General features: G+C 54.2%; 25 protein-coding genes. 18 read left to right on the top strand and 7 right to left on the bottom strand.

All coding sequences use genetic code 11. The features are described 5' to 3' along the window. The first annotated feature begins 178 nt into the window (after positions 1 to 178). From ACI5FR_RS01225 to ACI5FR_RS01210, 4 genes are all read left to right on the top strand, one after another. Positions 179 to 316 carry a hypothetical protein gene (locus tag ACI5FR_RS01225; protein ID WP_405449213.1) on the top strand — a complete coding sequence of 46 codons (138 nt, stop codon included), beginning with the start codon at positions 179 to 181 and terminating at the stop codon, positions 314 to 316. Positions 317 to 441: 125 nt separating this feature from the next. Then, the gene (locus ACI5FR_RS01220) at positions 442 to 1,209 is read left to right on the top strand and encodes an RNA polymerase sigma factor (RefSeq protein ID WP_405449210.1); all 768 of its coding nucleotides are present in this window, start codon (positions 442 to 444) and stop codon (positions 1,207 to 1,209) included. A 15-nt stretch (positions 1,210 to 1,224) separates the two neighbouring features. Then, on the top strand, positions 1,225 to 2,214 hold the full coding sequence (locus ACI5FR_RS01215) for a cysteine peptidase family C39 domain-containing protein (protein ID WP_405449207.1): 990 nt from the start codon (positions 1,225 to 1,227) through the stop codon (positions 2,212 to 2,214). A gap of 221 nt (positions 2,215 to 2,435) precedes the next feature. Further along, on the top strand, positions 2,436 to 2,852 hold the full coding sequence (locus tag ACI5FR_RS01210; RefSeq protein ID WP_405449204.1) for a VOC family protein: 417 nt from the start codon (positions 2,436 to 2,438) through the stop codon (positions 2,850 to 2,852). A gap of 169 nt (positions 2,853 to 3,021) precedes the next feature. Here the strand turns inward: ACI5FR_RS01210 and ACI5FR_RS01205 are convergent, their stop codons facing one another. Continuing rightward, on the bottom strand, positions 3,022 to 3,978 hold the full coding sequence (locus tag ACI5FR_RS01205) for a sigma-70 family RNA polymerase sigma factor (RefSeq protein ID WP_405449202.1): 957 nt from the start codon (positions 3,976 to 3,978) through the stop codon (positions 3,022 to 3,024). A 219-nt stretch (positions 3,979 to 4,197) separates the two neighbouring features. Between ACI5FR_RS01205 and ACI5FR_RS01200 the strand changes: the two genes are divergently transcribed. The 6 genes from ACI5FR_RS01200 to ACI5FR_RS01175 all read left to right on the top strand — a co-directional run bounded on the left by ACI5FR_RS01200 (position 4,198) and on the right by ACI5FR_RS01175 (position 9,132). Continuing rightward, complete coding sequence (locus ACI5FR_RS01200) at positions 4,198 to 4,893, top strand: polysaccharide deacetylase family protein (protein ID WP_405449199.1); 696 nt, start codon at positions 4,198 to 4,200, stop codon at positions 4,891 to 4,893. A gap of 12 nt (positions 4,894 to 4,905) precedes the next feature. Continuing rightward, the gene (aac(2')-IIb, locus tag ACI5FR_RS01195; RefSeq protein WP_405449197.1) at positions 4,906 to 5,625 is read left to right on the top strand and encodes a kasugamycin N-acetyltransferase AAC(2')-IIb; all 720 of its coding nucleotides are present in this window, start codon (positions 4,906 to 4,908) and stop codon (positions 5,623 to 5,625) included. Positions 5,626 to 5,662: 37 nt separating this feature from the next. Beyond that, positions 5,663 to 6,196: a cysteine hydrolase family protein gene (locus ACI5FR_RS01190; RefSeq protein ID WP_405449195.1), complete on the top strand. Its 534-nt coding sequence runs from the start codon at positions 5,663 to 5,665 to the stop codon at positions 6,194 to 6,196. Positions 6,197 to 6,312: 116 nt separating this feature from the next. Then, positions 6,313 to 7,179, top strand: a complete 867-nt coding sequence (locus ACI5FR_RS01185; protein WP_405449192.1) for an AraC family transcriptional regulator — start codon at positions 6,313 to 6,315, stop codon at positions 7,177 to 7,179. Positions 7,180 to 7,420: 241 nt separating this feature from the next. Further along, positions 7,421 to 8,131, top strand: coding sequence for a copper homeostasis protein CutC (locus ACI5FR_RS01180; RefSeq protein WP_405449189.1), 711 nt, complete (start codon positions 7,421 to 7,423; stop codon positions 8,129 to 8,131). Then, a complete protein-coding gene (locus ACI5FR_RS01175) occupies positions 8,128 to 9,132 on the top strand; it encodes an asparaginase (protein WP_405449186.1) in 1,005 nt (334 codons plus the stop codon). Before ACI5FR_RS01180 ends, ACI5FR_RS01175 begins: the two co-directional genes overlap by 4 nt. Positions 9,133 to 9,183: 51 nt before the next feature. Here the strand turns inward: ACI5FR_RS01175 and ACI5FR_RS01170 are convergent, their stop codons facing one another. Both ACI5FR_RS01170 and ACI5FR_RS01165 read right to left on the bottom strand, forming a co-directional pair. Further along, on the bottom strand, positions 9,184 to 10,032 hold the full coding sequence (locus tag ACI5FR_RS01170) for an alpha/beta hydrolase fold domain-containing protein (RefSeq protein ID WP_405449183.1): 849 nt from the start codon (positions 10,030 to 10,032) through the stop codon (positions 9,184 to 9,186). A 90-nt stretch (positions 10,033 to 10,122) separates the two neighbouring features. Continuing rightward, positions 10,123 to 10,839 carry a VOC family protein gene (locus ACI5FR_RS01165; RefSeq protein WP_405449181.1) on the bottom strand — a complete coding sequence of 239 codons (717 nt, stop codon included), beginning with the start codon at positions 10,837 to 10,839 and terminating at the stop codon, positions 10,123 to 10,125. Positions 10,840 to 11,117: 278 nt separating this feature from the next. Between ACI5FR_RS01165 and ACI5FR_RS01160 the strand changes: the two genes are divergently transcribed. The 5 genes from ACI5FR_RS01160 (at position 11,118) to ACI5FR_RS01140 (ending at position 15,632) form a co-directional block, all read left to right on the top strand. After that, positions 11,118 to 11,972 carry an alpha/beta fold hydrolase gene (locus ACI5FR_RS01160; protein WP_405449179.1) on the top strand — a complete coding sequence of 285 codons (855 nt, stop codon included), beginning with the start codon at positions 11,118 to 11,120 and terminating at the stop codon, positions 11,970 to 11,972. A gap of 15 nt (positions 11,973 to 11,987) precedes the next feature. Next, positions 11,988 to 12,968 (top strand): phosphotransferase enzyme family protein, encoded by a 981-nt coding sequence (locus tag ACI5FR_RS01155; protein ID WP_405449176.1) that lies wholly within the window; start codon positions 11,988 to 11,990, stop codon positions 12,966 to 12,968. A 103-nt stretch (positions 12,969 to 13,071) separates the two neighbouring features. Beyond that, positions 13,072 to 13,425, top strand: coding sequence for a hypothetical protein (locus ACI5FR_RS01150; RefSeq protein WP_405449174.1), 354 nt, complete (start codon positions 13,072 to 13,074; stop codon positions 13,423 to 13,425). 195 nt (positions 13,426 to 13,620) lie between these two features. Next, positions 13,621 to 14,283, top strand: coding sequence for a VOC family protein (locus ACI5FR_RS01145; protein WP_405449171.1), 663 nt, complete (start codon positions 13,621 to 13,623; stop codon positions 14,281 to 14,283). An 8-nt stretch (positions 14,284 to 14,291) separates the two neighbouring features. Further along, positions 14,292 to 15,632 carry a helix-turn-helix domain-containing protein gene (locus ACI5FR_RS01140; RefSeq protein ID WP_405449168.1) on the top strand — a complete coding sequence of 447 codons (1,341 nt, stop codon included), beginning with the start codon at positions 14,292 to 14,294 and terminating at the stop codon, positions 15,630 to 15,632. Positions 15,633 to 15,674: 42 nt separating this feature from the next. Here the strand turns inward: ACI5FR_RS01140 and ACI5FR_RS01135 are convergent, their stop codons facing one another. Together ACI5FR_RS01135 and ACI5FR_RS01130 are read right to left on the bottom strand one after the other, a co-directional pair. Then, on the bottom strand, positions 15,675 to 19,280 hold the full coding sequence (locus ACI5FR_RS01135; protein WP_405449166.1) for a discoidin domain-containing protein: 3,606 nt from the start codon (positions 19,278 to 19,280) through the stop codon (positions 15,675 to 15,677). Between the two features lie 18 nt (positions 19,281 to 19,298). Further along, positions 19,299 to 20,420: a HupE/UreJ family protein gene (locus ACI5FR_RS01130; RefSeq protein WP_405449163.1), complete on the bottom strand. Its 1,122-nt coding sequence runs from the start codon at positions 20,418 to 20,420 to the stop codon at positions 19,299 to 19,301. Between the two features lie 349 nt (positions 20,421 to 20,769). On the opposite strand from ACI5FR_RS01130, the gene ACI5FR_RS01125 reads away from it, so the two are divergent. Together ACI5FR_RS01125 and ACI5FR_RS01120 are read left to right on the top strand one after the other, a co-directional pair. Further along, positions 20,770 to 22,665 carry an FAD-dependent oxidoreductase gene (locus tag ACI5FR_RS01125; protein ID WP_405449160.1) on the top strand — a complete coding sequence of 632 codons (1,896 nt, stop codon included), beginning with the start codon at positions 20,770 to 20,772 and terminating at the stop codon, positions 22,663 to 22,665. Positions 22,666 to 22,667: 2 nt separating this feature from the next. Then, entirely contained in the window at positions 22,668 to 23,657 is a 990-nt protein-coding gene (locus tag ACI5FR_RS01120) for an FAD-dependent oxidoreductase (RefSeq protein WP_405449157.1), read from the top strand. A 33-nt stretch (positions 23,658 to 23,690) separates the two neighbouring features. On the opposite strand, the gene ACI5FR_RS01115 is transcribed toward ACI5FR_RS01120, so the two are convergent. Continuing rightward, a complete protein-coding gene (locus ACI5FR_RS01115) occupies positions 23,691 to 24,548 on the bottom strand; it encodes an AraC family transcriptional regulator (protein WP_405449154.1) in 858 nt (285 codons plus the stop codon). A gap of 97 nt (positions 24,549 to 24,645) precedes the next feature. On the opposite strand from ACI5FR_RS01115, the gene ACI5FR_RS01110 reads away from it, so the two are divergent. After that, positions 24,646 to 25,443, top strand: a complete 798-nt coding sequence (locus ACI5FR_RS01110) for a sugar phosphate isomerase/epimerase family protein (protein ID WP_405449152.1) — start codon at positions 24,646 to 24,648, stop codon at positions 25,441 to 25,443. 70 nt (positions 25,444 to 25,513) lie between these two features. On the opposite strand, the gene ACI5FR_RS01105 is transcribed toward ACI5FR_RS01110, so the two are convergent. Next, positions 25,514 to 26,584, bottom strand: a complete 1,071-nt coding sequence (locus tag ACI5FR_RS01105; RefSeq protein WP_405449796.1) for a nitric oxide synthase oxygenase — start codon at positions 26,582 to 26,584, stop codon at positions 25,514 to 25,516. Positions 26,585 to 26,765: the final 181 nt, after the last annotated feature.

Raw genomic sequence — 26,765 nt, 5'->3', positions numbered from 1 at the left:
TATACAATATTATATGATCAGGTAGATAATAGGAATGGACAACCACTAAGAGCTTTTTATATGTTGCAGGTTCATTTCATAGGGAAAGTTAGGAGTGAAGTTGTAGGTGGGATATTGAAATAGGAACATACGTTCGTTATAATGAGGATATGAACGTACATTCCTAGGAGGTTCTTGTATGCAACAACCCGCCGATCAGCAAGAGAAGTTCAAGATCATCCAATGCTACACCTGTCTGAGCGAGTACCCGGTGCCCATCGACGCCGGCTGTACAATCTGTCCTTCCTGCGGTCAAAGGTCTTGCTCGGAGGGATGAGCATTGTACAACATACGAATTATGATTCGAACAATTTTCGTATAGGTTGTAAGGTTTCTCCGACATGCGGCATCTAAGATTACATGACACGAATCAAGACCACGATGGCTTTCAGGGGTGAAGCTGTGTATACGCAAGAGCTGATGCAACCTCATGTTGCGTCTGAGCAAGAGGCTTCCGAGCCGGTAGCGTCGCTTCCGGACGCGCAGCTTGTCGAGTTTGCACGCACCGGCAATCGGGAGGCGTTCGGCGAATTGGTGCGGCGGCATCGGGAAAGAGCGTTAGGGTGGGCATCCTCGATCACGCAGGACGGCCATCTGGCGGAGGACGTTGTGCAGGAGGCGCTTCTCTCGGCTTTTTTGCATATCGAAACGCTGATGGAGCCTGGACGGTTCCAATATTGGCTGCAGCGGATCGTCCGCAATCAAGCGATGATGAAACTTCGCAGGGGAGGTCCGAATGGAAAAGAGAGCTCCTTTTCCGCTCTGGACGCCCGAAACGCGGATAGGCCGGCACAGCTAGGTGAAGTGTCCCTCCTGGACCGCTTGCTGTTCAGGATGACCAGCCGGTTGGACGAAGAGCGCTTCGATCGTCAAGATCCGCAAGTGCGGCTGATGCGAAAGGAGCTCTATGTCGGCTTGTACGAGCTGTTGCGATGTTTGACGCCGAGAGAACGCTCCATCTTCGAGGCACATGTGTTCCAACAGCTGTCGCCTGGTGAAATTGCGGATGCCCTTGGCGTTACGATAGGCTCTGTGTACACTTCCATTTCCCGATCGCGTACGAAGGTGCAGAGGGAACGAATTCGTGTCTATTTTCATGGATATGCGCAGGAGAAGAAGCGAGCCGGCTCTACGACTCGCCGAGTGCTTGCGCCGCCGATCCCCATGTGAGGAGATGACTGTATTATGAGAGAACGTTCTTGGGAAAAGACCTTTACAGCCGCAGCGCAATCGATTTATGCCGTCCTGCAGTACACCGATAAGAAAGATATGTACACGCTGGTCGACGTGATGGGGCTGACGGATCATGCATTCCGCATCAACATCCATCCGGGCGATGTCAGCCCGGCGGGACCGACGATGTTCTCGCCGACGGAGCTTTTGGAGAAGGGTCTCCATATTCTCGGCTTCACCTGCGAACACCTGCATGGGTTTCGTACGCCGGCCCCGCCGGAGAAGCTGGAGCAGGCGGTCAAATTCGCACAGGAAACGATTGACCGGGGCATCCCGGCCATCGGCTGGAGCTTGTTTATTCCCGAATTTGGCGTGATTTATGGATACGATGATGAGAAACAGGAGCTCTACTGCAAGGACCCGTCCCACGAAGGCCCGCTGCCTTATGCGAAATTGAACGAGTTGCCACTTAACTTCGTCTGTATGGTGCGCGTCCGGGAATCGATTCCGGTTGACCCGAAACAAGCGTGGAAAAGGGCACTCGACCGCATCGTACCCTTTGCCCGTGAGCAAGCCCCGACCTTGTCTAAAGAATTCAGGCATGGTCTGGCCGGTTACGAGGCCTGGATCCAAGCGTTCCGTAACCGTACGGTGAATCCCTTCGGCAATGCCTACAACGCGGAGGTTGTCGGGGATGCCAGGGAATATGCGACGCAGTTCTTACGGTCCCTGCCGGCCAAGTGGCCGGGGAATTCGGAGCCGGATCAACGGGTTCGGGAGTTGGCTGAGGAAGCGGCCGTCCATTATGAGAAGGTAGCCGAAGCGCTGCTCGACTTCCAGCAGCTGTTCCCGCACCCGCATGGCGGAGAGCCGAACGACCCGGCGAATGCGGCAGAGGCCATCCGATTGCTCCAGCTGGCCCAGACAAGCGAAGAAGCCGGTGTCGTCTTGTTGGAGCGGATGCGAGCGGAGCTTGCTGGAGTGGAAACCGTAACGTCTTGATGGATGACGAATTCCTTTTTATAGAGGTTCAATCTTTATCCCTGCCCAATAAGAATAAGCAACCTTAAGGTGAATGGCGGGTATCCGAACTCAATACCAAGTTAATTTTCAAAATTTACGCTTCCGAATCCATGAGACCGATGAATTCCCGGATCGGCTGTCGTCTATATAAACGAAGGCATAAATGAACACAACTAATTTGACGAAGAGGTGTTTTGAAAATGGCATTAACGTCCGCATTCACGAGCTTCAACCTGCCTGTAAAAAACGTAGAACAATCGAAAGCGTTCTTCACCGGACTCGGATTCGAGCTCAACCCGCAATTCCCCGATAACGAGAATTCGGTAGCCATCGTGATCGGCGACAACCTGCAGGTCATGCTGATCAATCAAGCATTCTTTAATACGCTCACGGAGAAGGAATCCGTCGATACGAGCAAGTATGCGCAGATGACGATCGCATTGGCCTTCGAGAGCCGGGAAAAGGTCGATGAAATCGTGAATACCGCGGTCTCCTTGGGCGGGAAATTGCACGCTGACCCTGAAGATCATGGGTTCATGTATCATTGGGGCTTCGTGGACTTGGACGGCCATCTGTGGGCCATTAACTACATGAACATGGATGCGGCACAAGGTTAAGGCTAACGGAGAGCACGCTCGTACTAGGGTTCAAAAAGAAAGACGCCGGGCATCTTCCCCGGCGTCTTCTTCGCGATGATTAGTTTTGTTCGGTATGGGATTGGAGCTTTCTCATGATATTCGTCGTTTGGTTATTCTCAATGAAATAGACGTAAGCCGATGACGAAATTCATTGGTCAATTCGCTCAGGCAGCCCAAATCGCGAAAATAATGGCGTATGAATGAAGTTTTGAACGTGCAGGATTTGATTTTCTTTGGTTTCGATGACATGGATGCCCCAGGGTACCAGGCCAGAGCCCTCTTTGCCCGGCATATACTGGGCCAACGCCGGATAACCGCCATTCACCGTAATGGGCACCAATCGCGAACCTTCGCAATGCCAGCGAGTAAGCGAATAGAAGGCGGACAAATCTTCCTTGCCGCGGATCCACATCTCGAAGGGCGGCATCGACATGCAGCCTTCCTCGTGGAACAACGCGACGAGCGCAGCAATATCGAATTGCTCGAAGGCCTCCACATACCGGGACAGCAGCTGCTGCTCCGGTTGAACGTCCATGCTGCTGAGCTCATCCGAGCGAAGCTGCGCCCGGTCCATCGTCTCTCGGGCTCTTTGCAAGGCGCTGTTCACCGCTGCCGGCGACATCGCCAACGTTTCCGCGATCTGCTTGGAGGACCATTCAAATACATCCTTCAAAATGAGTACCGCGCGCTGCCGCGGAGGCAAGGTCTGCAGGAGAGCGATGAAGCACAGTTGAAGGGTATCTCTGCGGACGAGCCGATCCTCCGGATTGCCCCCAAAGTCGGGAGACGGCCAGATCCAGGCAGAGTCCGGCAGCGTGTCGCGCGGCTCGACGATGGCGACGGCCGGATCGAACAGGTCAACGGGAAGCGCGCGGCGTTTGGATTGTCTCAGCTTGTCCAAGCACAGGTTGGAGGCAATCCGATAGACCCAAGTTTTGAACGAGGAATCCTGTCTGAACGTGCTCCAGCTCTGCCAGATCCGAATACTCGTCTCCTGAACGGCATCATCCGCATCGTCCATGGAGCCTAGCATGCGGTAACAGAACGAGGTTAAGCCCGGCTTCAAGCTTGCAAATAATGGTTCGTCAAATGCGGTCTCGTTCATCGCGGCCTCCCTTAACGATCTCCCCGAAGGGCGGTACCTTCATTATATGCAATGAAGCGGACAGCCTCAATAGAATAAATGAAGGCATGAGTACCCTGGCTGTCGCCTACATTCTGGGTGAGGCTGGAGACCTTAGCGCTACGCACATGACCATGCATTTTTTATTTCAATTTCCGGGCAATGTAGTAGACTTGGATTATAGGGAAGGAGGGAGTAGCCGTGTGGAGAAAAATAAGTATAGCTGGCCTGATCTTATTAGTGATCGTGCTGCTATTATACGGGATGCAGAGGCTGATGAACTCGCGGAGCTTTCAGTTATTCGGAGGCATTACGGATCATGTGGAGACGAGCGAGAAAGTCGTGGCTCTAACCTTCGATGATGGGCCGACTGGGAACGTAGAGCAAATCTTGCCGGTCTTGAGCAAGTACCAAGCGAAGGCAACCTTCTTCGTGATCGGCAACGAGTTGAAGAGCCACATGGAAGAGGCCCGACGGATCGTGGATGCTGGGCATCAACTGGCCAACCACTCGTACTCCCATGAACGGATCCTCTTCAAAAGCCGATCCTACGTGCAGCGTGAAATCGAACAAACGAACGACTTGATCCGGGAGGCGGGCTACAAAGGGGAGATTGTGTTCCGTCCACCCTATGGGAAGAAGCTGTTCAGCTTACCGCATTATTTGCACGATCAAGGCATGCCGACGATTATGTGGAATCTCGAACCCGATACCTACTATACTTCCGTGGCAGACAAAGTAGAGGCTGTGAGAAAAGAAGTAAAGCCGGGCTCCATCCTTTTACTGCATCCCATGTATGATAAGACGGGACAACAATTACAGACGATCGAGGGTATATTGGAACACTTGACCCAGCAAGGGTACCGCTTCGTAACGGTGAATGAGTTGAGAAGCTAGAGGGAGGGAAGCATGAGCGAACGTGAAGAAAGCAAACCAACCGTCCATGAACTGATGGAGAGGCATGTCGAAGCGATGTTCACACATGACCTGAACAGGCGCATTCGGACGATCAACGAGCCCTGGCCCGGTGAGGCTTTGGCCCCTCGTTTTTTCTTGGGGCGTACTATAGAGGGAACGGCGATCTGTCGATTTCGGTATGATATCCCGGAGCGGCTAATCGAGCCTTTGGAGGAATTGTGTGCCGACGAACCGGCGGTCAGTGACTTCCAGAGTAAACCGAAACATTTCGACGCTTACCTGAACTACCTCCAGGCGGACAAGTTTACGATGGGACCCTGCTTCCTTGTCCCTCGTGAAGCCGCGTCGACTAGGCAGGTCGTCCGGCTTACCCGGGACAATATCTCGGAAGTAGGGCTCGATGGGTTCGAATGGCTGGCTGAAGAAATAGACTACGTACAGCCTTGTATAGCTTTCTTACACGCTAACCGGGCTGTATCGATTTGCCGCAGCGTTCGCGTTACATCCCAAGCACACGAAGCTGGGCTCGAGACCTTGGTCGAATATCGTGGCAAGGGATATGCCGCCGCCGTTGTAGCCGATTGGGCCATGGAGGTGCGGAAGGGAGGAGGTCTCCCGTTATACAGTACTTCGTGGGAGAACCTAGCTTCCCAGAGGGTAGCGAGCAAGTTGGGCTTGTCCTTTTATGGAGTGAATTTCACAGTCGTTTAATCAGACGTACCGTGTGAAACGAGAGGAGAGCTTCATCATGAATAAGAATACAGCCCTTCTGGTCATTGATGTGCAAAACGGCATGTTTCTGGAATCCTATCCTGTCTATGATGGTGATGGTTTGCTAGAGAGAATCAGCGGACTGATCCAAAAAGCTAGAGCATCTGATGTTCCCGTTATCTATGTCCAGCATAATGAAGGGGAGGGGGAACCGCTCGAAACCCATAGTGAGGGCTGGCACATACACCCCAAGATCGCTCCCGCCCGCGGGGAAATCATCATTCAGAAGCAGAAGCCTGACTCCTTCCACGAGACGAATCTCCAATTGGAATTGGAAGCACTCGGGATTCAAAAAGTCGTCTTGGCAGGTCTTCAAACGGACTTCTGTATCGATGCCACATGCCGTCGAGCCACCGAATTAGGGTATCAAGTCACGGTGGTTCAAGACGGTCATAGTACGTATAGCCAAAGGGACCAAACGGCGTCACAAATCATTGAGCGATACAACGATCAGTTTCGGTCGTTCGCGGAGCTCCTGGAGTCGTCGAGTATTGAGTTTTGCTGGGATTGATAGCGTGGATCAAGCCCATCCGTGACAATACGAAGCACGCTCGAACAGGAAGGTACACAGCAACTCTTCTAAACTGGAAGAGAAAGGAGATGAGAGAACCAGTGGAGGGGCTCCGATTGCTTCGGCAAGCGATTGATTACGTGGAAGAACATCTGCATACGGACATCGAGATCGACGATATCGCTAGGGCTGCTATGTCATCGAAGTATCATTTTCAGCGGATGTTCCATGCTTTGACGGGTTTTACGGTAGCCGAATATATACGCAACCGTCGACTTACGCTTGCGGCGGAAGAGTTGGCCGGGACGGGAAGTAAGGTCATCGATATTGCGCTGAAGTATGGTTATGAGAGTCCCGAAGCATTCGCCAAAGCATTTCAACGGATGCATGGCGTAACGCCGCTTGCCGCAAAGAAAAAGAATGTGAAGCTCAAAGCTTTTCCTCGAATCTCCTTTCAAATCCAGATTAAAGGGGAAACCGAAATGAATTATCGCATTGTGGAGGAAAATGCTTCAACAGTAGTCGGCAAGGATGTTATTATCAAGAAAGATGCGTTCACTGAAATACCCGGATTCGTGGAGGAGATTTGGAAGAACGGCACGCATGACCGGATTAACGAAGTTGTCGGCAGACCAGCGGGCTCATTGTTAAACGGATATTACTTTGATTTTAGCGAGGATGGTACTAGGCGTTATTTGATGGGTACCGATCTGCTGGAAGGAACGGTCGCCCCGGAAGAGTTGACCATCCTTCATGTCCCTGATCAAAGCTATGCAGTGTTCGATAGTAGAGAATCGATTCCGGATGACGTTGAGATCGGGTTAGAAATCCAAAACGTCTGGAAACGAATATATACCGAGTGGTTCCCATCTTCAAATTTTGAACAGGTGGAAGGACCGTGTATGGAGAAATACTATTGGGCGAATGACAGTCACACCGAATCCATTTGTGAGGTATGGGTCCCGATAAGAAGAAAGGAATAACTTTCATATAAGGCTGCCACTTTGGCGGCCTTTATCAGTAAGTGAGGGAAAGAGGGCGGGCAGAGGGAGTGTAGAAGCGAAGCGTTCGCCTTTGAAATCCTGTGCTCACCTATACCAATAACAATTCAAAGTACAAGATTTCAACAGCGATCGGAACCCCTCTGCCTGCCCTCCCCACGCGCCTAACTGAACGCTACGACCAATGGAGAATTATATTTCGCATCAAGGTGGTGGAACCAAATTGATCTTGGAAATTATCGCGACGAGCGTAGAAGACGCGGTGGCGGCCGAGCAAGCAGGAGCTGGGAGAATTGAGCTCATCTGCGCGCTTCAAGAAGGAGGGCTAACCCCCAGCTACGGACTAATAGAACGGACACTTGCATCCGTCTCCATCCCGGTTCGCGTGATGATCCGGCCGCATAGCAGAGATTTCGTGTATACCGTCGATGAGCTCGAAACGATGCTGGCGGACATCCGAATGGCGAAGCGATTGGGCGCTTCCGGCTTGGTGTTCGGGGCATTAAATGCCGACGGCCGGGTCTCGGTGCCGGCTGTTCAACGTTTATGCGAGGCAGCGGCCGGGCTGCCCGTGACATTCCATCGAGCGTTCGATGATACTCCGGATTTGTATGAGACGCTGCAGGTGCTGGAGACGATTCCGGTCATAGACCGGGTGTTGACCTCGGGAGGCCACCCCGAAAGCGCTTGGAATGCGCGGACGACGCTGTGTGAGCTGCAAGCCGGGACACCGCTTCGTCTGATTGCAGGGAAAGGGCTGCAGCCGGACAATTTGGATTCGTTTCTGGCCGAGACGCAGTTGACGGAAGTGCATTTGGGTACCGGAGTACGCTTCGGACATCGGGCAAGCGGCGGGATCGACAAAGAGAAAGTAAGGCAAGCGGCCGACATCATTCATCAAACCGAGCAGAAAAGGAAGGCGAGGTCCAATTGAACAAAGCAGCATTACTGCTTGAGGAATGGCGGGGAACTATCGCCGAAACCGAATTTTGGGGTCACCTGGTTGGAGTCGACAGTCAGGGCGCGATTCGATATCAGGCGGGGGATCCGTACTACGTAACTTATTTGCGTTCGGCGGCAAAACCGTTTCAAGCGCTTCCCTTTTTCCGAAGACAGCTGCATAAGCGATACGGTTTAACCATGGAGGAACAGGCCGTCCTCACGGCATCCCACCGGGGGCAGCCGTTTCATGTGGAGGCTCTCGAATCTCTACTCCGCAAGCTCAACTTGAATGAGGACCAGTTAGTATGCGGCGCGACCTACCCGCTGCATGCGCCCAGCCACTATCAGCTGTGTCATGAATGCAGGGAGGAGCGGAGATTGTACCATAACTGCTCGGGGAAGCATCTTGGCCTGCTGGCGGTCTGTCTTGCCGAAGGGTATGCTCTGGAAGGATATGAGCAAGTCGATCATCCGCTTCAACGGGAAGTCCTCGCTGCCGTAAGTGAAATGGCGGGCCTGCCTCAGGAACACATTCAGCTCGGGATCGACGGCTGCGGCCTTCCGGTGTTCGCCATGCCTCTGTACAATACCGCTCAAGCGTTCTTGAAGCTGGCACGTCCCGAATTGATCGGAGACCCTGCAACCTCTGAGGCGGTCCGCGATTTGACGGCCGCGATGAACGGCCGGCCGGAGTGGGTGTCCGGTACCCGGCTCATTTGTCCGGCGTTGCTGATGGATTCCAACATTGTCGCCAAAGGGGGAGCCAAAGGCATTTACTGCTTCGCGCTTAAGCGGGAGGGGCTCGCTTTTGCCTTCAAGGTTTTAGACGGAAGCGAAGAGAAATGGCCTTACTTGGTTGCCTCGATCCTGCTACAAATCGGCTATCCCGATGAGAATACGATCGGCCGCTTGCTGGAGCTCTGCCCCGAAGAAATCCGCAACAGCAGAGGGGAGATTGTCGGTCGGCATCAAGCCGGATTCCGCTTGAACTAATAAGAACCTCTGGAGGGGCCGACTCCAGAGGATCTTACGCTGTTACATGAATTACCGGACCGCTTTGAAGCAATCTAACAAGAACTCGACCATTTCGCCGGGACGAACCGGGTCTCCCACGTGTCGTAGAATGAACGGTTTGCCGAGCGCGTCGTACTTCTGTTTTAGTACGTAACCATGCATAGGATGATGAATGACCTCGCCTACGGGAGCGTCTGCCGGGATGTGAGGCTTATCCATATCCAATTCGTAGTGGTACACCATAAAAGCAGGAGGGGCCGCCGGAGACATGTGATTGATCGCGGACGCCTCTTCGGCGAGCTTCAGGATTTCCGGACGGTACAGGTCGTCCAGAGAAGGGATGCCGTAAAACAGGGCAAGATTGGGTTGAATATGCGGTCCTTCATAAATGCCTTCGTAAAACCGCTGATCCTTCGAGGCCTGGGTTCCGAACCCGATGAATCCGCAAACCTCGGAAGAGATCCGCTCTATCGGGTCGGAGCTATCCGGCTTGGCCAGATTCCCTTTGAGCGCATTCCACAGGGCGATGTGCCCGCCGGCCGATGAACCGGATGAAGCGACTCTGCCTGGATCCAGTCCCCAGGAGTCCGCCATGCCGCGAACGAACTGGATCGCACGGGTTCCATCTTCCATAGGGGCTGGAAACGGATCTTGAGTAATGAAACGGTAATTGCATGTCACAACGGAAATGCCGGCTTCCAGGCACTCCTGCATTAAGCTATTGGAGAGAATTTCCGCTTTGCCGCCTCCCACATACCCGCCTCCATGGAAAAATATGAGTACCGGCGAAGGACGGCCTCCGAGGTCCACGATATAAGCATCCAGCACATTCCGGGTATCAGGACCATAGGAAACATCCTTGTATTCTTTTACTTGCATGAGACTAATCCACCCCTTCTATTTTATCCGCAAATCTCTTTTTTTCGTTTCCTATCATACCACAGACTTCCTGAATAGAGTTGAATCCTCCTATTCTACTTGTAAAATATCATGATATCTTCGATGCAGCTTTTTCCAGTTGGGTAATTGCAAGTCGCTTTCATGGAATAGCGCCAAAAGTTTGTCGTTTATCTTTTGATGGATCATTTGATCTCGCTGTAAATAAATATCCAGAGCAACCAGCAAGATTTTAGCGCGATCCATTTGACTCACTTCGATTGAAGACAGATCTTCCGGGAAAAATTTCACCAGCATCTTGAATGCAGTTAGGCAATCCTCTTTTGAATACAATAAATCGTATAATGTCTCAAAATGTTTGGCATACTCCTTGCTTTCCAAACTTCTATAAAAAGCAGACTCGGTCAAGTGAATAGTTCGAGTTCCGACAAATAAGGTATTCCCTCCCGGATCGGTAATCATAAATCTTCTGTCTTCTGCCAAATCCTTTAATTTAGATATTCGCGGAATTCCGGAACGGGGAATCTTTCCATTAGCCCGTTTGTATGCTGAGGTGAAAGTCTCATACAGTTGATCGACATCATCAACTTCTACATAGCACATGTTTGGATTTTCATGAGGTAATGTTTGTTTGCTTCCATAAAAATGCATCTCAATTGCACCATAGCTCAGGACTGCATATGGACTATGATGATTTAATTGATTCGTTGTTTTAAACCCCAGCTGTTCATAAAAAGCAACCTGATCTTTAATGGATGGACACGGTAAAATTGGAATGATTCTATTCATTTAGACTACAACTCCAAATCATATTGATTTTCTGTATTCACTTTACATATTACTATATTAGTGCAAATGCTAAAGTTTGATAGGTTTAATAGGAGAGAGTATTAAAAAAGGTTGGCATGTGCTTCAAGGTTATGTTGAAGTGCGTGTTCGCGAAGGCGATGGCGAATGTGACAGAGCAGCCGATTGATTGGTTGAAACGATTCTTGGCAACGTTCCGGAAGAACGATTGTGCTATGATTTTAGGTATTGGATTTCGATTAGGGAATGGAGGACTAGTAATGAAAGGAACAGTTGCGAGCGTTAATGGGGTATCTCTCTGGTACATCACGCAACGGGAAGGAGTTCCGATCGTGCTCCTGCATGGAGGTCCGGGGGGCTACGATTATATGGAGCCGGTGGCCGACTTGTTGGATCATCGGCGCTATCTAACGATCCGTTATGACCAGCGGGGAAGCTGGAGGTCCGAAAGGAAAGGACCTTATACCGTGGAGACCTTCATAGAGGATTTGGAACAACTTCGGGCGCATTTGCGTCTGGAGCGTTGGGTTGTGTGCGGCCATTCTTGGGGAGCCTCGCTTGCATTAGCTTATACGGTCAAGTATCCCTCCCGCGTGAAGGCGTTGATCTACATATCTGGGACGGGAATTAATCCCGCGTGGCATGCCGACTATCGGGTGAACCGTCTCAACCGGATGAACGCGGCCGACAGAGAACGATACGCTGGTTTGCGTGCGATCGTGGATACGTTGGAAGGCGAAGCGAAGGAGGAGACCCGTATCCGGATCCGGGAGCTTAGCTTGAGAACGGATGTAGTGAAACAAGATCAATACGATCGACTCCCCCGAATGGAGGAGCCTTTTGTGAACGATGAAGTGAATCGGACGGTAGGCTCCGACAGCAACCGCTATTTGGAGAATGAGGCCTTCCAATCCAAGGTTGCAACCATTACGTCTCCTTCGCTGTTCGTGCATGGGGACGTGGACCCTCGATCGTATCGATACGTGAACGAACTCGCGGATCGCGTACCGGGCGGTGAATTCCGATTGATTTCCGATGCGGGTCATTACCCCTGGCTAGACAACCCTGCTGCTTTGGGAGAGCATCTCAACGATTTTTTGGCCCGAAAAGTATAGGAAGGTGTTCGTGAGATGACGGATGAAGCAGTACACGGGGTGCTGAGCCAATACGGAATGCATCAATCTAGAATTGAGTTTCTCCGCCATAATGAGAATCGGACGTACAAAGTCACGGATCCAGATCAAGGGAGCTCCTACCTGCTGCGCATCCATCAACCGGTGACAGGCAATTTCAGAGGGGTGCAGCATACAGATCAAGGTCTATGGAATGAACTGGAGCTGTTGGAGGCGATTACAGCCCAAACGAATCTCAGTTTTCAATCCCCCGTCCGGAACGATCGCCAAGCGCTCATTACAGATATGGAATATGAGGGGAAGATCGTTCATTGTTCGCTTCTTACATGGATTGAAGGGAGGCAGCTGCTGAAGGAAGACGTATCGAATGATAGAACGGTGGTCCGATTGGGTGCTCTGACGGCTGAGCTCCACAAGTTCTTCCGGACCTACGATCGGGTCTCGCCCGAACATCGGCCTAGTCATGGCACGGAACGGCATATCCAAATGCTGCAGCAAATTCAAAACGGGGTTGAGCTGGGGCTGATTCTTCCTTCGGATTATCGTCTGATGGAAGAAACGATCCGCCTGATCAACTCCCGGCTCGAAGGGAAGGGCAAACGACAGGACAACTGGGGCCTCGTTCACGGGGATCTGAATATGGGCAATCTGATCGTATCCGGGGACGGAGAGCTCAGTTTTATCGATTTTAGTTTGTTTGGCTATGGCTACTTTTCGCTGGACGTTTCGATGGGGGCCTTAATGGTTCCTGCGGAACTAAGGAGTCGGTTTCTCGAAGGATATTACGGTACCAGCGAAGTTCCTGCAGTGGATTGCGACACGCTGGAAGGGTTTATGCTGGTTGCCATTCTTGGTTATTACGCCTTTCATATGAAAAACGAGGCGGTTCATCCCTGGATTCGGGAACGAGCGCCTATCTTGTGCGCCAGGCAATGTCGCCCTTTTCTATCGGGACAGCGAATCTTGGACAACTTGTAGGATAAGGGCTTCCGCCCATCCTGATAATTTTAGACATACCCCGGCTCCTAGCGATCCCTTATACTGGTAACAGAAGGTGCCAATTACTAGGAGGTTTCTGAAAATGGAGCATAGCGCCAAGAAATCCAACCCTCAACTCCCAGCAGAAGACTATAAGCCTACTTCCATCCCGCATGCGTGGAAGGTGCTCCACGGCAGCATGTTCCCGACGAAGGGGGAGCACGCGGTGACGCCGGCGGGACCGCTGCAAACGCTCGGAAGCATGAAATTCGCGGCGATTCGGTGCGTGGGCTTGGACCAATTCGGCCGACTCATCCCGGAGGCGGCGAAGCGATGGAGCGAGCGGCTGCACGCGATTCCGAACCGCGTTCATCCGGAGCTGCATTTCGGAATAGCGCCTTGTTCGAACTCGCAAGATGCGTCCGACACGCACGTATTATTTGGCCGTGGAGGTTAGCGATTTCGCCGGGATTCCGGAGGAATTCGACCGTCTGGACATTCGCGCAGCTCTATATGCGGTCGTCCCGGCGGCAAGATCGCAACGACCCTCGAGGATCACGAGGAAGCGGTCGCTTGGTTCGAACGGCACGCAGGATGGAAGATCGCCCGGTCCGAGAACTGGAAGCCGGCACCCCAGGCGGTTCAGGGACGCATGACGCATATGGGCTGGGGCGTATGGATCGAGTCCGGCGTTACGGAGGAAGGGGCTCCGGTACCGTCGGTAACGAAGGGGCGCTACGACCCGCACGTGCGTTGGCGGTGGAAAACGGCGGATCTTGCCGGGAAACGGCGGGAGCTGCTCGGTGCCGGGGTGCGGGTATCGGAAATGTATTCCGACCCGCAGGGCCGAGCCAGCTTCGATCTGTGGGCGACGAAGAACGAAATGCTATTGACGGTCGTGGAGGATCCGGCGTGGAACGACCCTTCGCTCGGCGACGCGAACCAGTTCCGGATTACGGTGTCGGATTTGCCACGCTCGATCGAGTGGTACCGCCACTATATCGGGATGGAGCTGGTGCTGGACCAGTCTGATCAGGGGTATGCGGTCATGACGCTCGGGATCAACTACCACCCGGAGGGAAGATCGGAATGGATCCTGGAGGAGCAGTCCGATCGCCCAGTGACCGGACCGGTGGATGGGATGTTCCGGCCGCGCTGTATCATTCAGAGCCGGGATGCCTTCTTCCGCTACCATCGGTTCTTGCAGGAGAGCGGTGCGCAGGTGTCGGAAGTATTCGGATTTCTTCAACGGGGCATGGTCTACTGCCATGTATACGATCCCGACGGCAACCGTTTCGATCTGGGCAGCATGTAGCTCGCGCGATGACGTATAGAGATTCCGTTCAACTGGCAATCGATTATATCGAGTCGCATCTTTTCGAAGAGATGGAGCTTGCCTGGATCGCGGAGCAAGCCCATCTGTCCCAAGCCCATCTGTATCGGATGTTCTATGCGCTGACCGGTCATCCCGTGAAGGAATACGTGCGCAAACGGCGGATCAGCGCGGCGGCCGACCATCTCCGTTATTCGTCGATTCCCGTCGGGGACGTAGCCGTCGCCTGCGGCTTCGACTCCTATTCCGTCTTCGCCAAAGTGTTCAAGCGGATCGTCGGGATGACCCCGACCGCTTACCGCGAGGCGGACTTGTTCTTCAGCTTCGAGCCGATTCAAATGCGGGAGCGGGTCCAATACGCGGAGGAACGGGAGCAGACGGAACGGTTCCCGGATGTCAGGGTGATCCGGATGTGGCCGCAACCGATGTTCAGCTATGTGCACATTGCCGGGAGGGAAGAAGGATTGGAGGAAGAGGCTTTTCGGAAGGTAACCTTTATGATTCGTTCCATGGAAGCCCCGATTTCCCAGTACCGGCTGTTCGGGTACAATGTGGACCTTCCTCCGGTCGACGGCCGCCCCCAATATGGGTACAAGATGCTGCTCTTCGGTACAGAGCGTCCTGACGCGAGCTGGGGTTTTCAGGAGGAGGAATTTCCCGGGGGCCTGTACGCGGTGCGCAAAACGAGTACGGCTCACCCGGCGACGGTCATCGAGACCTGGAATCGGCTGTTGGCCGAATGGCTCCCTGCCAGCCGGTTCCAGCGCGGGACGCAACCGTACCTGGAAGAGTTCGTAAGCTACGAGGGCGAGCCGATCCGGATGAATCTGTATATGCCGGTCGAGCGCCAGAATCGGCAGGAACGGATCGAAGTAGTGAGCGTGCCGGCTCAGGAAGCTTTATGCTTCCGCAGCTCGGGCAAGCGGGCCCAGGCTGAAGCCGAAGCGGGGCTCATCGCTTGGTACAAACATCACGGGACGGACTATCGGTCGTGGGGCTGCCGTTATTACATCGCTTTTTCGTACGGAATGTCGGAGGATGCCGACTACTGGTGGGAGAACGGCATTCTCGGCGGCTTGCCTCCACCCTCCTGCAGGGAAGGGGCTGCCTGCCGCAAGGTTGCCTCGGGGCTGTATGCCTGCATGGTGACGGGAACGTACGGGTCCTTGATTGGGTTCCTGACCCTTCTTCATCGTTGGGTGGACGCCAACCGGACCTATCGGATCGATGAGGAGCGTCTCTGGTATGCGGAGTATCATCCAGTGGAGGGTGCCAGTCTGGAGCGGGACTCCATTGTGAAGCTTTATTTGCCGATTAAGGAATCTATGTGAAGAAGCCCTGTCGATGGACAGGGCTTCTGCGTTGTTCTCTTCCTATGTTCCATCCCGGTTCAAGGGAACCTTTACTTCCACCGTGGCCTGCTTGGTATTCCCGGCAAGATCGGTGGCCGTATACGTGATCGTATATACCCTGCCGTTGCCTTGGCCAGACCGTTCCGCCCGAAGATCGAATACCGTGTCGGGCGTTCCGAAGGCTGCGTTTTGAATATCGTCTGTTGTGTCGCCATCGTCTGTTCCATTATCCGGCTCATTGCTAGCGATGGAGGTCAACTGCCACGAGGCGATTCCAGACAAGGCATCCGAAGCATACACGGACGCATGCACCGTCACCATCTTATGATTGGCCGGCCATAGCTCATATTGATCTAGCTTCACTTGAATTTCCGGCACCGTCCGGTCGATCTTCACATCCAACGTCCGGATCGGCTCGATGTTACCCGCATTGTCTATCGCCTGGTACTGGATACGACTGATCCCTTCCTCCTCAACGGGGAACGGAATGGAGTAATACACCCAGGTCGCTCCGCCATCCAGGCTGTACCGGGTTTCGGCACCGGACAAATTATCGGTCGCCGTCAGGTGAACCCACTCGTCCTGATTGGACCAGCTGCCTCCGCTCGGCTGAGAGACGGTCACAGGTGCCGTTCGATCGATTTTCACATCCAGCTTCTTGGGCGGTTCGATATTCCCGGACTGGTCTACGCTCCGGTACCAGATCGGATTCACGCCTTCCTCCGAGATCATGAGCGATCCGGTATACGGGCTCCATGTCGCTCCATTGTCCCGGCTGACCTGGATGCCCGCGAGACCCGACATCGCATCGGCAGCCGTCAGCGTCGCCCTCACCGGCGAGAACCAACCGTGCCAGAGCGGAGAGCTGCCCGTGGAAGGAGGGTTTTGAGGCGCTCCCGCTTCGCGGCCATAGATTTCAATCTCCGCCAGCTGCATGTGATAATTATGGTTGGAGTCCTGCCGTAAGTCCGTACCGGTTATCTTCACGAACCTTGCTGCTGTCCTCGGGAACGAGAAGCTCTCTCCCCCGGTCGGTTGGTGATAGCCGGTCTCTTCGACGACCGTGGTCCAGTTCGCATTGTCCTTGGAGACCTGGATGGTGAAGTCTTTGGGAAATCCGACTCCCAGATTGCCCGCATCGTTTCTCGGATAGAGCTCGACGAGATTGATATCGCGGACATTGCCCATATCCACGGTGATCCACTCGGTGTGATTGTTCTTGATGTCGTTGTAGCTGGTCCAGCCCATAGCGTTGATGGAATCCCTGGAGCCGTCCACGGCGGCCTCCTTCGACCAGCCCCACTTGGCCACATCGCTGGACGCCAGCACCTTCCTGCTCTTGGCAAAGTTGGTCCACGGCCCTACCGGTTCGAAAGGAGGCGGGGTAAACACCGGCGTTTGATAGTAAGGCATAAGCTGGACGGAAGTAGCAGGCGGCACCCGATCATCCGGCATCGAGCCGGGATCGAAGGGGAATACCGCGGATGCCGCGGAATTCCCGCTCGCGTCCGTGGCTGACGCATACCACCCGTCCTGGTTGTCGCCGATGCCTTGGATGGGAATCGTAGCCGTAGAGTTGCCAGGAACAGCCTGCACGGTCCCGATGGGGACCGTCTCAATTTTATGAATCCCAATATAGTCGGTCGCGAGCGCGATCTCTCCCTTGGCCAGGTTCAACGGGAAGGTTGCCTGCTCCAGTCGGTCTTCGAAGAAATTATAATCGTTCATATAGGGCGAGTATGTGTTCATATACATGCGCTTGCTAGCGGCGTCGAATTGCAACAGGCGCAAGTAGCCCTGCCCGCCAAGCGGCCCGCCTTGATAATCGGACAGCACCTCATAGACGACACGACCGTTGATCCGCTTTACGTTGTAGAATGCCCCGTGATAGTGGCCGCTTACCGTGAGAAACACATTTTCGTTGGGGGCTACGATCTTCTCCATGATGTCCTTCCCGTTCACCCCGTACTTCCCGCTCGGATCGATATAAGCATGGGTCCCGACGATAGCGTACCGGTCCTTGTATTGCTGAAGGACTTGATTGGCCCATGTGACGGTATCGGTGTCGATCGTGCCATACACCCCGAGGTAGAGGATGACGAAGTCCATGCCTCCCGCCGAGATCAGATCGTAGTGGTGCCGATTATTATCCTTGTCCCCGCCGTACCACGGCTTGCCCTCGTACCGGTCGCGACCGAAATATCTCCAGTAGTTGACATACTCATTGGCCTCATGATTCACGTCGTGATTGCCGGATACGACTCCATATGGCACAGAGGCATCATCCAGGATCTTCATGCTGGCGTTGGCCCGCTGCCACTGCACTTCGTCATTCCAGGAATCGACGATGTCGCCGGTATGGAGCACATACTGGATCTTCTTCGCGGACTGATTGTCGACGATCCACTGCGACATGGTGTCATAGATGGCCGGGTAGTTTTTGCTGTAATATTGCGTGTCGGTCATCCAGACGAAGGAGAAGTCGTATTCGCTCTCCCCAGGCAATTTTCCCGGCTCCGTAACGTTCTTCTGCGAGAGGCCAACCATCAGCTTGGCCGTCTGATCCTTGACCATCCTCGCAGGAACAAGCTTGCCCTTCACGATGAAATCGCTCTGACCGTCTCCCGTCCGGGCATTAAGCGCCGTCCAGGCGCCGGAAATATAGTCCCATGCATATAACGTGGTGACTTGATCGGTCTTGCCCTTCCAAGTGACGTTCAGCTCGCTCAAGCCACTGATGTCCTCATTGATATGCAGGTCGTACCGTTGATAAGGAGCGTTCAGCGCCTGGGTCGTGTAGTAGTCGCCGTCCGGCGCCGCCATGCCGGCTATGGCGGACGAGGAGAAGGCGGTATCTCCCGCCCCTTGCCCATTGCCGCTTGGCACCCCCGACGCTGTTTTGTTATCGAAGCCCGTGCTGCCGCTTGACGTTAGATCGGCGACAGGCACCGTATTCCGCCGGTAGAAGCTCACGTCCACCGGGGTGCCGGAGGCATGATGAACCTGCACCTTCAGCTCCCCGGACTCGTGTATGCCGTTCACCGGCTTGTCCGGCGCAGGCGTCCGATACACCTCGACCTCCGAGAGCTGCATCCGGTATTTGCTCTCGCTTACGGCGAACCTGAGGCTCGTTCCTTCGATCTTGACATATCTGGCGTCGACGGGCTGGAAGGAGAACCGCTGCGCTTCCATCCCCGGCTGTCCATAACCGTTTATTTCCCGTACCGTCATCCAGGTCGCACCGTCTACGGAGACCTGGATGTTCATGTCTATGGGGAAGGAATCGTAGGCTACGCCCGGGCTGATCTCCCGCGGGTAGAGGTCGACTCTCCCGATGCGGGTCGCAGCCCCCAGATCGATGGTGATCCATTCCTTGTGATTGCTCGTAAGATCCGAGTCACTGGTCCAGCCGTAGGATTTGGTGCCGTTGCCCCGGATCCCGTCCGTCGCTTTGGCCAGTCCCCAGCCGGCGGCAGCCTCCAGTGAACTGGAGGCCGTCACGGTTTTGCCGCGCGCCAGGTTGGGGTCTGGATCGTCCGCCGCCTGCGTCGGGAGGGACAGGGACACCATGATCGTACTGAAGAGCAGCGAAGCTACGAGCAGCCATACCATCGTTTTTTTATTCACCTGATGAACCTCCTTAGGTTATAGGATCCGTTCAAAAAACCAATAGGTGCCGAAGAGCGCGATCGCTCCGGATAGACTCCAATTCACAGGGGATTGAAGCTGTCTGGCCCGCAGAAATCCTAGAATGGGAACGATCAACAGGACTACAAGCAATTGACCCAATTCCACGCCCACGTTGAAGGAAATTAGCGGAAGGGACAAATCCGCCCCCAGCTTCCCGCGCAACAGATCGGCAAATCCGAGTCCGTGTACGAGCCCGAACAGCAGGGTAATGACCGGGCGCCATTCCATGGACCGTTTCCAGACGTTCTCTATAGCTATATAAACAAGGCTTACTGCAATCAACGGCTCTACGATCCCGATGGGAACCGTGAGGATTTCCGTCACCGAGAGCGCAAGCGTAAGGCTGTGCCCCACCGTAAACGCCGTCAAAAGCTTCACGTACCGCTTCAAGGTCCCGCCTGCGAGCAGAATGCCCAATAAGAATAGCAAGTGATCGTAACCGGACAGGATATGCTCGATTCCCATCTTGACGTATGTCCAGCCGGTCAGCACCCAGGAGGGCACAGAGACGGGCACCTTATTAGTGGCGCCGGATGGAGTTACGGTTGCTCTGAAGGTTTGTTTAGTTTGATCGAACACGATTTCCCTCTGTTTCCCTTCGGCGGTCAGGAGGGCGATGTTCTGGTGGCCGGGATCAAATCCGTCGTAGAAAACTTTGTACTCGATTGCATAGGCCGTTACCGGCTCAGAGAAAATGTAGTCCAGCAGAATGCGCAGCATAAGGTGACTCCCTCGCTCGACGAAGCTCGCCTCTGTCACCACAGGCTTTCCTACGGTATCGCCGCCGGTTACTTTCAAGTAATCCGATGCATATTCTCGCAGCATCTCCTTGCTGGCAATCGCCTCGTCGTTCTCCAAGCTACCGTTTCGGTTCAGATCCAGCTCGATTAGCTGCCCCATAAGATCCGCAGGCAAATAGAGATCGAATCGGATCGAGCGGCCGTCTACCGTAATGTCCGAATAACCGATCGAGGAGTAATGCGCTTCAGCCGATTGCGGCAGCCCTCCGCCGCCCATGCCAATCGCAGCGATGAGCAGCAGGAGCATTCTGCATCTGGTCAACCAGGATGTGATCATTAGGCATCCTATCCTTTCGTTTCAAGCATCCGGCACTTGTAGGAATCCATCCAACACCTCCCTTGCAACCGCAGTACAAGACGCCTGCCCTCTATCGACAAGGAGACTTATCCAGTTTCATTATAGAAATGGAAACAATCACCTGAATATAATACAAATCACAGAAACCTTGCCCATTTTATACCAAAAGGACAACCGCCAGCTCCAATACGCAGTAGCGACAAAATGACAAAAACAAGTGACCGCCTAACATTGTTTCATCGTCGGGGGCTCATATAAATTAGAGGTAGCGAGTCGTAAGCCATGCAGCAGGTTTTCAAAATTTGATGAGTGGTGAGGAAAGACGAAAATGGTAAAACTGCGCACAGACGTTTTGGTAGTAGGCGGAGGAACTTCCGGCGTTACGGCAGCCATTGCCGCAGCGGAGGAAGGCGTGCAAGTAACCCTAGTAGAGAGGGATAGCGCACTGGGAGGCGTCGGCGTTCGGGCCGGTATACACGCCTACTATTACGGCAGCCCCGGTGGCATCCAGGATGAGCTCGACGAGCTGACGCACGATTTGAACAAACGTTGGGGAGGCAAAGCGATTGGACTCCACCCTGAGGCCAAGGGAGCGGTTATCGAACAAAAAATGGCCCAATTAGGAATCCGGGTCGTATATGAAGCGACGGTAGCGGAAGTGCTGCTGGATGGCACCAAAGTCGTAGGCGCGATAGTGGAAAGCGAGCAAGACCGTATAACGATCGAAGCCGCTGTGACGATTGATTGTACGGGAGACGGGGATGCGGCATTTCTCGCCGGTGCTTCGTACACGCTGGGAAGAGAGTGGGACGGATGTCAGCATGCGTATTCATTAATTCCACGCTTTGTGAACGAGAAGCATGTGCTGCGATACAAAAACTATGATTTAGGATGGATAGATGTCACGGATTGTGCGGATGTATCCCGGGCCTATCGTATGGGGCGACGATATGCGTGGAGAGGATCGGAAACTCCCGAGAACACGCACTTCCTGGTCCTCGGTCCACAGCTTGGGGTAAGGGAAGGGCGCCGAATCACCGGAGCGTACATCTTGCGACAAGACGATCTATTGCTGGACAAACGCTTCGATGACGTTGTAATGCGATGTTATGCCCATCACGAGAATCACGCCTATGATTACGCGAATGAAAGCGACTTGTCGCAGATTTGGATCGGCGTTCTGGGCAAATGGAAGTTTTTGTTCGGCGGAGATGTGCCTTATCGATGTCTGCTTCCCGAGACGGTGGACGGGTTATTAATCGGGTGCCGCGCATTATCGCAGGATCATGATTGCGGGAACTTATTCCGCATGCAGCGGGATATGCAGAAGCTCGGCGAGGTAGCGGGAGTGGCGGCCGCGATGAGCGTTAACCAGGAGGTACCCTCGAGGCAAGTTGATGTCCATCTCCTGCAGCGGAAACTGATCGCCAGAGGGGTGTTAAATGAAGCGGACTTAACCAGAGAAAGCTCCCCCTGGTTGACGTTTGCCGGAGAGACGGGCGACGATCGTCAGCGGGTGATCCGGAATGGAGCTCAAGTCGAGGACATTCAAGCGATCATCCGGTATTTGGGGACCGAGGAAGAACCGACTGCGCTTTGGTGGTTGTGGCACTTCGGCGAATCGTCCATCCCTCCTCTATTGGACGCATCCCGGTTGGCAACAGGTCGAATTCAGCGCGGAATCGCATTCGCTCTTGGCTTGCTGAAGCACCCGGATAGTGTCCCTTGCCTCGTGGAGACGTTTAGGAGCGGAGCCCAGGATAAGCCGAACGAGCTCGACCGCACAATGGAAAGCTGGATGTCCGCCCTCGTCTTGCTGCGCCGGATGGGTGACGCTTCGGTGGTCGAGGATGTTCTTCAGTTGTTGCCTGCCGAACGGAGCAGCACGACGCTTTTGCTCTTTCTGCACTACTTGATTTCGATCTCGGGGCAATTGAACGACAGCCAGAAGCAACGCGCACAGCTGCTCATTCGATCCGTCATTTCCGACTCCGAAATCGGAAACGATTACACCTTGCACGGCTCGGGCGTGTCCATCCCGGCCACCCCATACACAAGATCCATCAAGTGGAGCATCGATGTAACAAGCTTTTATTTACTGGAGATGCTCGGCGGAGAGGGTCGGAGTCTCTTGCAGCAGGCTTGCCAAGATGACCGGGGTTATGTTCGCGTCGCGGCGGCCACATTGCTCGCACGGTTGAAGCCAATAAAAGGAGGGAAGTAAAAGTGGCACAAGCCTATGATGCCATAGTAGCGGGAGGCGGAATTGCCGGAGTAGCGGCAGCGCTTGCTTTGGCCCGACAAGGAAGGAGCGTCGTCCTCATCGAACCTTCCGGGACACTGGGACGGGAGATCGTGCGCGGTCGCAATCAACGGGTCGCGTTGTCTCGGTATACAGGCGAGTCCCCTTCGATCGATACGTTTTTGCGTTGTCTTCAACGGCGCCAAGGCTGGTTTCATCATCGAGAAATCGATCCCAGCGTTGCTGCGATCGCATTCGACGATATGGCCGAGCAGCATCGGATTCAGGTTTTGTTCCATGCCTGGCCCTCACGTGTAGAAGTGGAGGGGCGTGCGGTGACAGGACTCGAAATCGCCACCAAAACGGGATATTCCCGTATCGAAGCTCCAAGGGTCATCGATGCTACGGTTCATGGGAAGCTCGCCCAACATTCCTTCATCCGGGAGCGCAATCCTTTTGAAAAGTCCGTACTACACGTCATATTCAACGGAGTTGAGGGGGAATGCACAGCCAATCATGTGTTGTCGGCGAACAATCTTGGTGAACTACAGGTCATGTGCCGGCCCACTTATTGGAAGGAAGAGTGGAGGGTCTCGTTCATTGCTCGCAGCAGGGTAACCCGCCCGGAATGGATTCGCTGCCTTCCTTCCCTGCTCCCCGACTTGAGGCGGCTTATACCGGCGCTGGGCCGAGGCAATCTAACCCTCGTAAGTGAAGATGTGTGGCTGACGCCTGAGTTTCATCTCCATACCAACTCGAGGGATGATCGACACCTCGGCTATGTCGAGGCCTTAGACGGCAGTCCCTTCGAGATCCGCCATAACATGCTGGGCGATCCGAACACCATTCTGGGGTTAACTTTGTCAGGCACATGGCTGAAGAACTTTCCGTTCGATCCCGCCCTGGAAGTGAGGTCCATCGTGAACGCTTTTAGGCTAGGCGATCTTGCAGGCCAGTCACTGGCTGGTGTCTAACGGTCCGCCATCCGAATGAGCAGCAGTAAATCGTCAAGGCTGCTGTCCGCCATGTGTTTTTCGCCATTTTCCCGGCGGCATCCCGGAATACCTGCTGAATGCGCGCGTGAATGTGTAGGGGTCTGGATAGCCAAGAGTCATGCCTATCTCGCTGATCGAATACGTTGCCGATTGCAGCAGCTCCATCGCTTTCTCCATCTTTAACCTCTCCAAATAGCGCACGGGGCTCATTCCAACCTTTTGCGTAAATACTTTGGAAAAATAGCCCCGGTGCACGGAAGCGAAGTCGGCCACGTCTTGGACGGAGATGTGTTCCATATAGTGCGTGTTCATATAATTAATGCTTCGCGGTATCCAGTAGTCGGGACCCTCGTGGGATACGGAAGCTTCGTCCTCGGGCATCAAGTGGCTGAACATGCGGTACAACGAAGCTTGATGCTCCAAATGGCGCTTGAACCCATCCGTCGGGGGGACAAACACTTGCTCGAGCGTATGCTGCAATTCCTTCGTCATGACTTGCCTAAGGTAAGGGGCGGTCGGGCGAAAACCGGCCGTGGCCATAGACGCCGGGACTTGGGGACCGTCGAATGAAATCCAGATCATCCGGAGCCGCTTGTCATCCGGAAGGTATCGGTATTGGTAAGGGATTCCCGGATACATGCAAAATACGTCGCCTTTGACCAGGGCAACCTGCTGCCCGCCGAAAGTTAATTCGACCTTGCCTTCCATGACGAAGTGAAAGTTGTGATATTGGAACATGATGGGTCCTACTTGATACTCGGGCTTCGCTATGTTGCGGCCGGCCCGAAGCAGCCACATTCCCCCCTCTTTGGCAAATGCTTCAGGAACAAAGTAGATCATTTCCGCAAATTCTTTCGCATTTTCTTGCATGATCGGCATCCCCTAGCCCATGACGATTTTAGTATAATTTCACTGATTATAGCATGGGGCTATTTAAGGACGAAACTCTACGAATCGAGGATGACGGATGAAGCTCGGAATGCCCACTCTAGTAGAATATAGATCGATTGAGGAAAACGTGAGGTTGTGCAATGCGCTTGGGCTGGACTTTATCGAGTTAAATATGAACCTGCCTATATGCATCCCTGAACAACTAAGCGCGGAACAATTGAGAGGGTACAAGGAAAAGTACAGAGTAGACTTTATTGTGCATCTTCCGGAAGAGCTCGACGTGGCCTCCTGCCACCCTTCCATCCGGAGAGGACACTTGGAACGCTGCCGGCAAACGATGGAATGGGCGAGCGCAGCGGGCATCCGGACGCTGAACATGCACCTCAACCCGGGAATCTACTTTACATTGCCGCATCAAAAAGTATGGATACACGAGCAGTATGAAACCTTATACACCGAATTGCTGCACGAGGCTTATACGGAGCTGTATAAGTGGGCGGAGGCGTATCGGGTGGAGCTCTGTATCGAGAATACGGGAAACTTCCACATGCCATTTGTTCGCAAAACACTGGAGCTGTTAAGCGGGTTCCAGCGCTTCGCCCTGACGTGGGATGTCGGCCATGACGCAAAAGCCGGGTTTGTGGAAGAATCGACCTTCACGCGTCTGTACCCGTCCCGTATCCGTCACATGCATCTGCACGATTACAACGGAAAATCGGATCATCAGCCGCTTTACACGGGAATCGTCCCCATAGACGACCGGCTGGCGCTGGCCCGGAAGGAGAATTGGTCGGTCGTGATTGAAGTGAAGACGAGCGAGTCCTTGACGGAATCGGCTGCCGCGTTGAGGACGAAGGGCTATCTCCCGGAATAGAAGACGATTGCAGTTCGATTTTGCCATTGCAAAATCGAACTGCAGTGCATGCGAGCATAGTTACGCACGGCTAATAGGGTACCGGCAGCGCAAGAAAGTTCGGCTTCACCAGCTCGTTCGCGTAAGACTGGTGCCAGATCCCGGTCGTCGCCGGGGAGACAGGCGGGATGAGCCAGCTCCAGTCGCCGGTCACCCGGCGGCCCGCGCTCGTCTCCAACCGGTCGAACAGCTGGAACTGCTCCGCGGCCGTGTGGTGGTCGACGATGCTGACGCCGGCTTCCTTGAACGAATGCAGCACGGCGACGTTCAGCTCGACCAGCGCCTTGTCCTTCCACAGAGAGACGTTCGTGCCCGTGTCGAGTCCCATTCGGGAGGCGACGGTCGCCAGCATGTCGTAGCGGCCTGCGTCGGCGAGGTTGCGAGCTCCGATCTCCGTCTCCATGTACCAGCCGTTGAACGGGGCGCAGGGATACGCGAGGCCGCCTATCTCGAGCTGCATGTCGCAGATGATCGGGACGGCGTACCACTGCAGATGGAGGTCCTCGAACCAGCCGAATTCGGGGTGGCGGATCGGCACCTCCAGCGCGGCATCCGCCGGCAGCTCGAACCAGTGCGGCGGCCCGTCCCCGACCTGAATGATCAGCGGCAGCAGGTCGAAGGCCGTTCCGCGCCCGCGCCAACCGAGCCGCTCCGCCGCCTGCGTCAGACGGACGGAGGCCCGGTCGCCGACTACCCGGCCGTCCGAACCCAAATATCCGGCGTAGCGAAGCAGCTGATGGTTCCATAGCCGAATCGAAGGTTTGCCCGGGAGCGCAGGAGAGAACACGCTTATGGTCGGCACGATTTTGCCCCGATTGGTAGCTTGCCGGATATGCCGGAGCAGCGCCTCGAAGATCGCGTCCTCCTCCTCCAGCCCGCGGAAATCCAGCACCTGCAGCGACTTCCAGAACAGACGGCCGATACAGCGGTTGCTGTTGCGCCAGGCCAGGCGGGCGCCGTGCTCAAGCTCCTGGAACGTATGGTCATAGCTGCCCGTCGCGAGCAGCTGCCGTTCGATCTCGGCGAGCCGTCGGGGGATGTCGCCCGGCCGGCCCAACTCGGTGTAGCAGCCGCGGATGAACGATTCCACTTCCTGCAGCATGAGAGATGTTATTTGATGCCCTGCGTGTCCACCACTTTTCACGAGCAGATGCCCCTTCCTGAATTGACAGCCCTATGTCAATAGCTATTGTCGATAAACCTATTGTAGCGCTCCGATGCGTAGCCGTTCCACTTGGAGCAGGCTGCTGACACCGGTTTTGCTGCCAGTTGTCGGGTTTTCG

It is taken from the genome of Paenibacillus sp. HJGM_3, assembly GCF_045062745.1.
Lineage (GTDB): Bacteria > Bacillota > Bacilli > Paenibacillales > NBRC-103111 > Paenibacillus_AA.
Note: the sequence above shows the minus strand (reverse complement) of the source record. Positions and strands in the feature narration are given on the sequence as shown.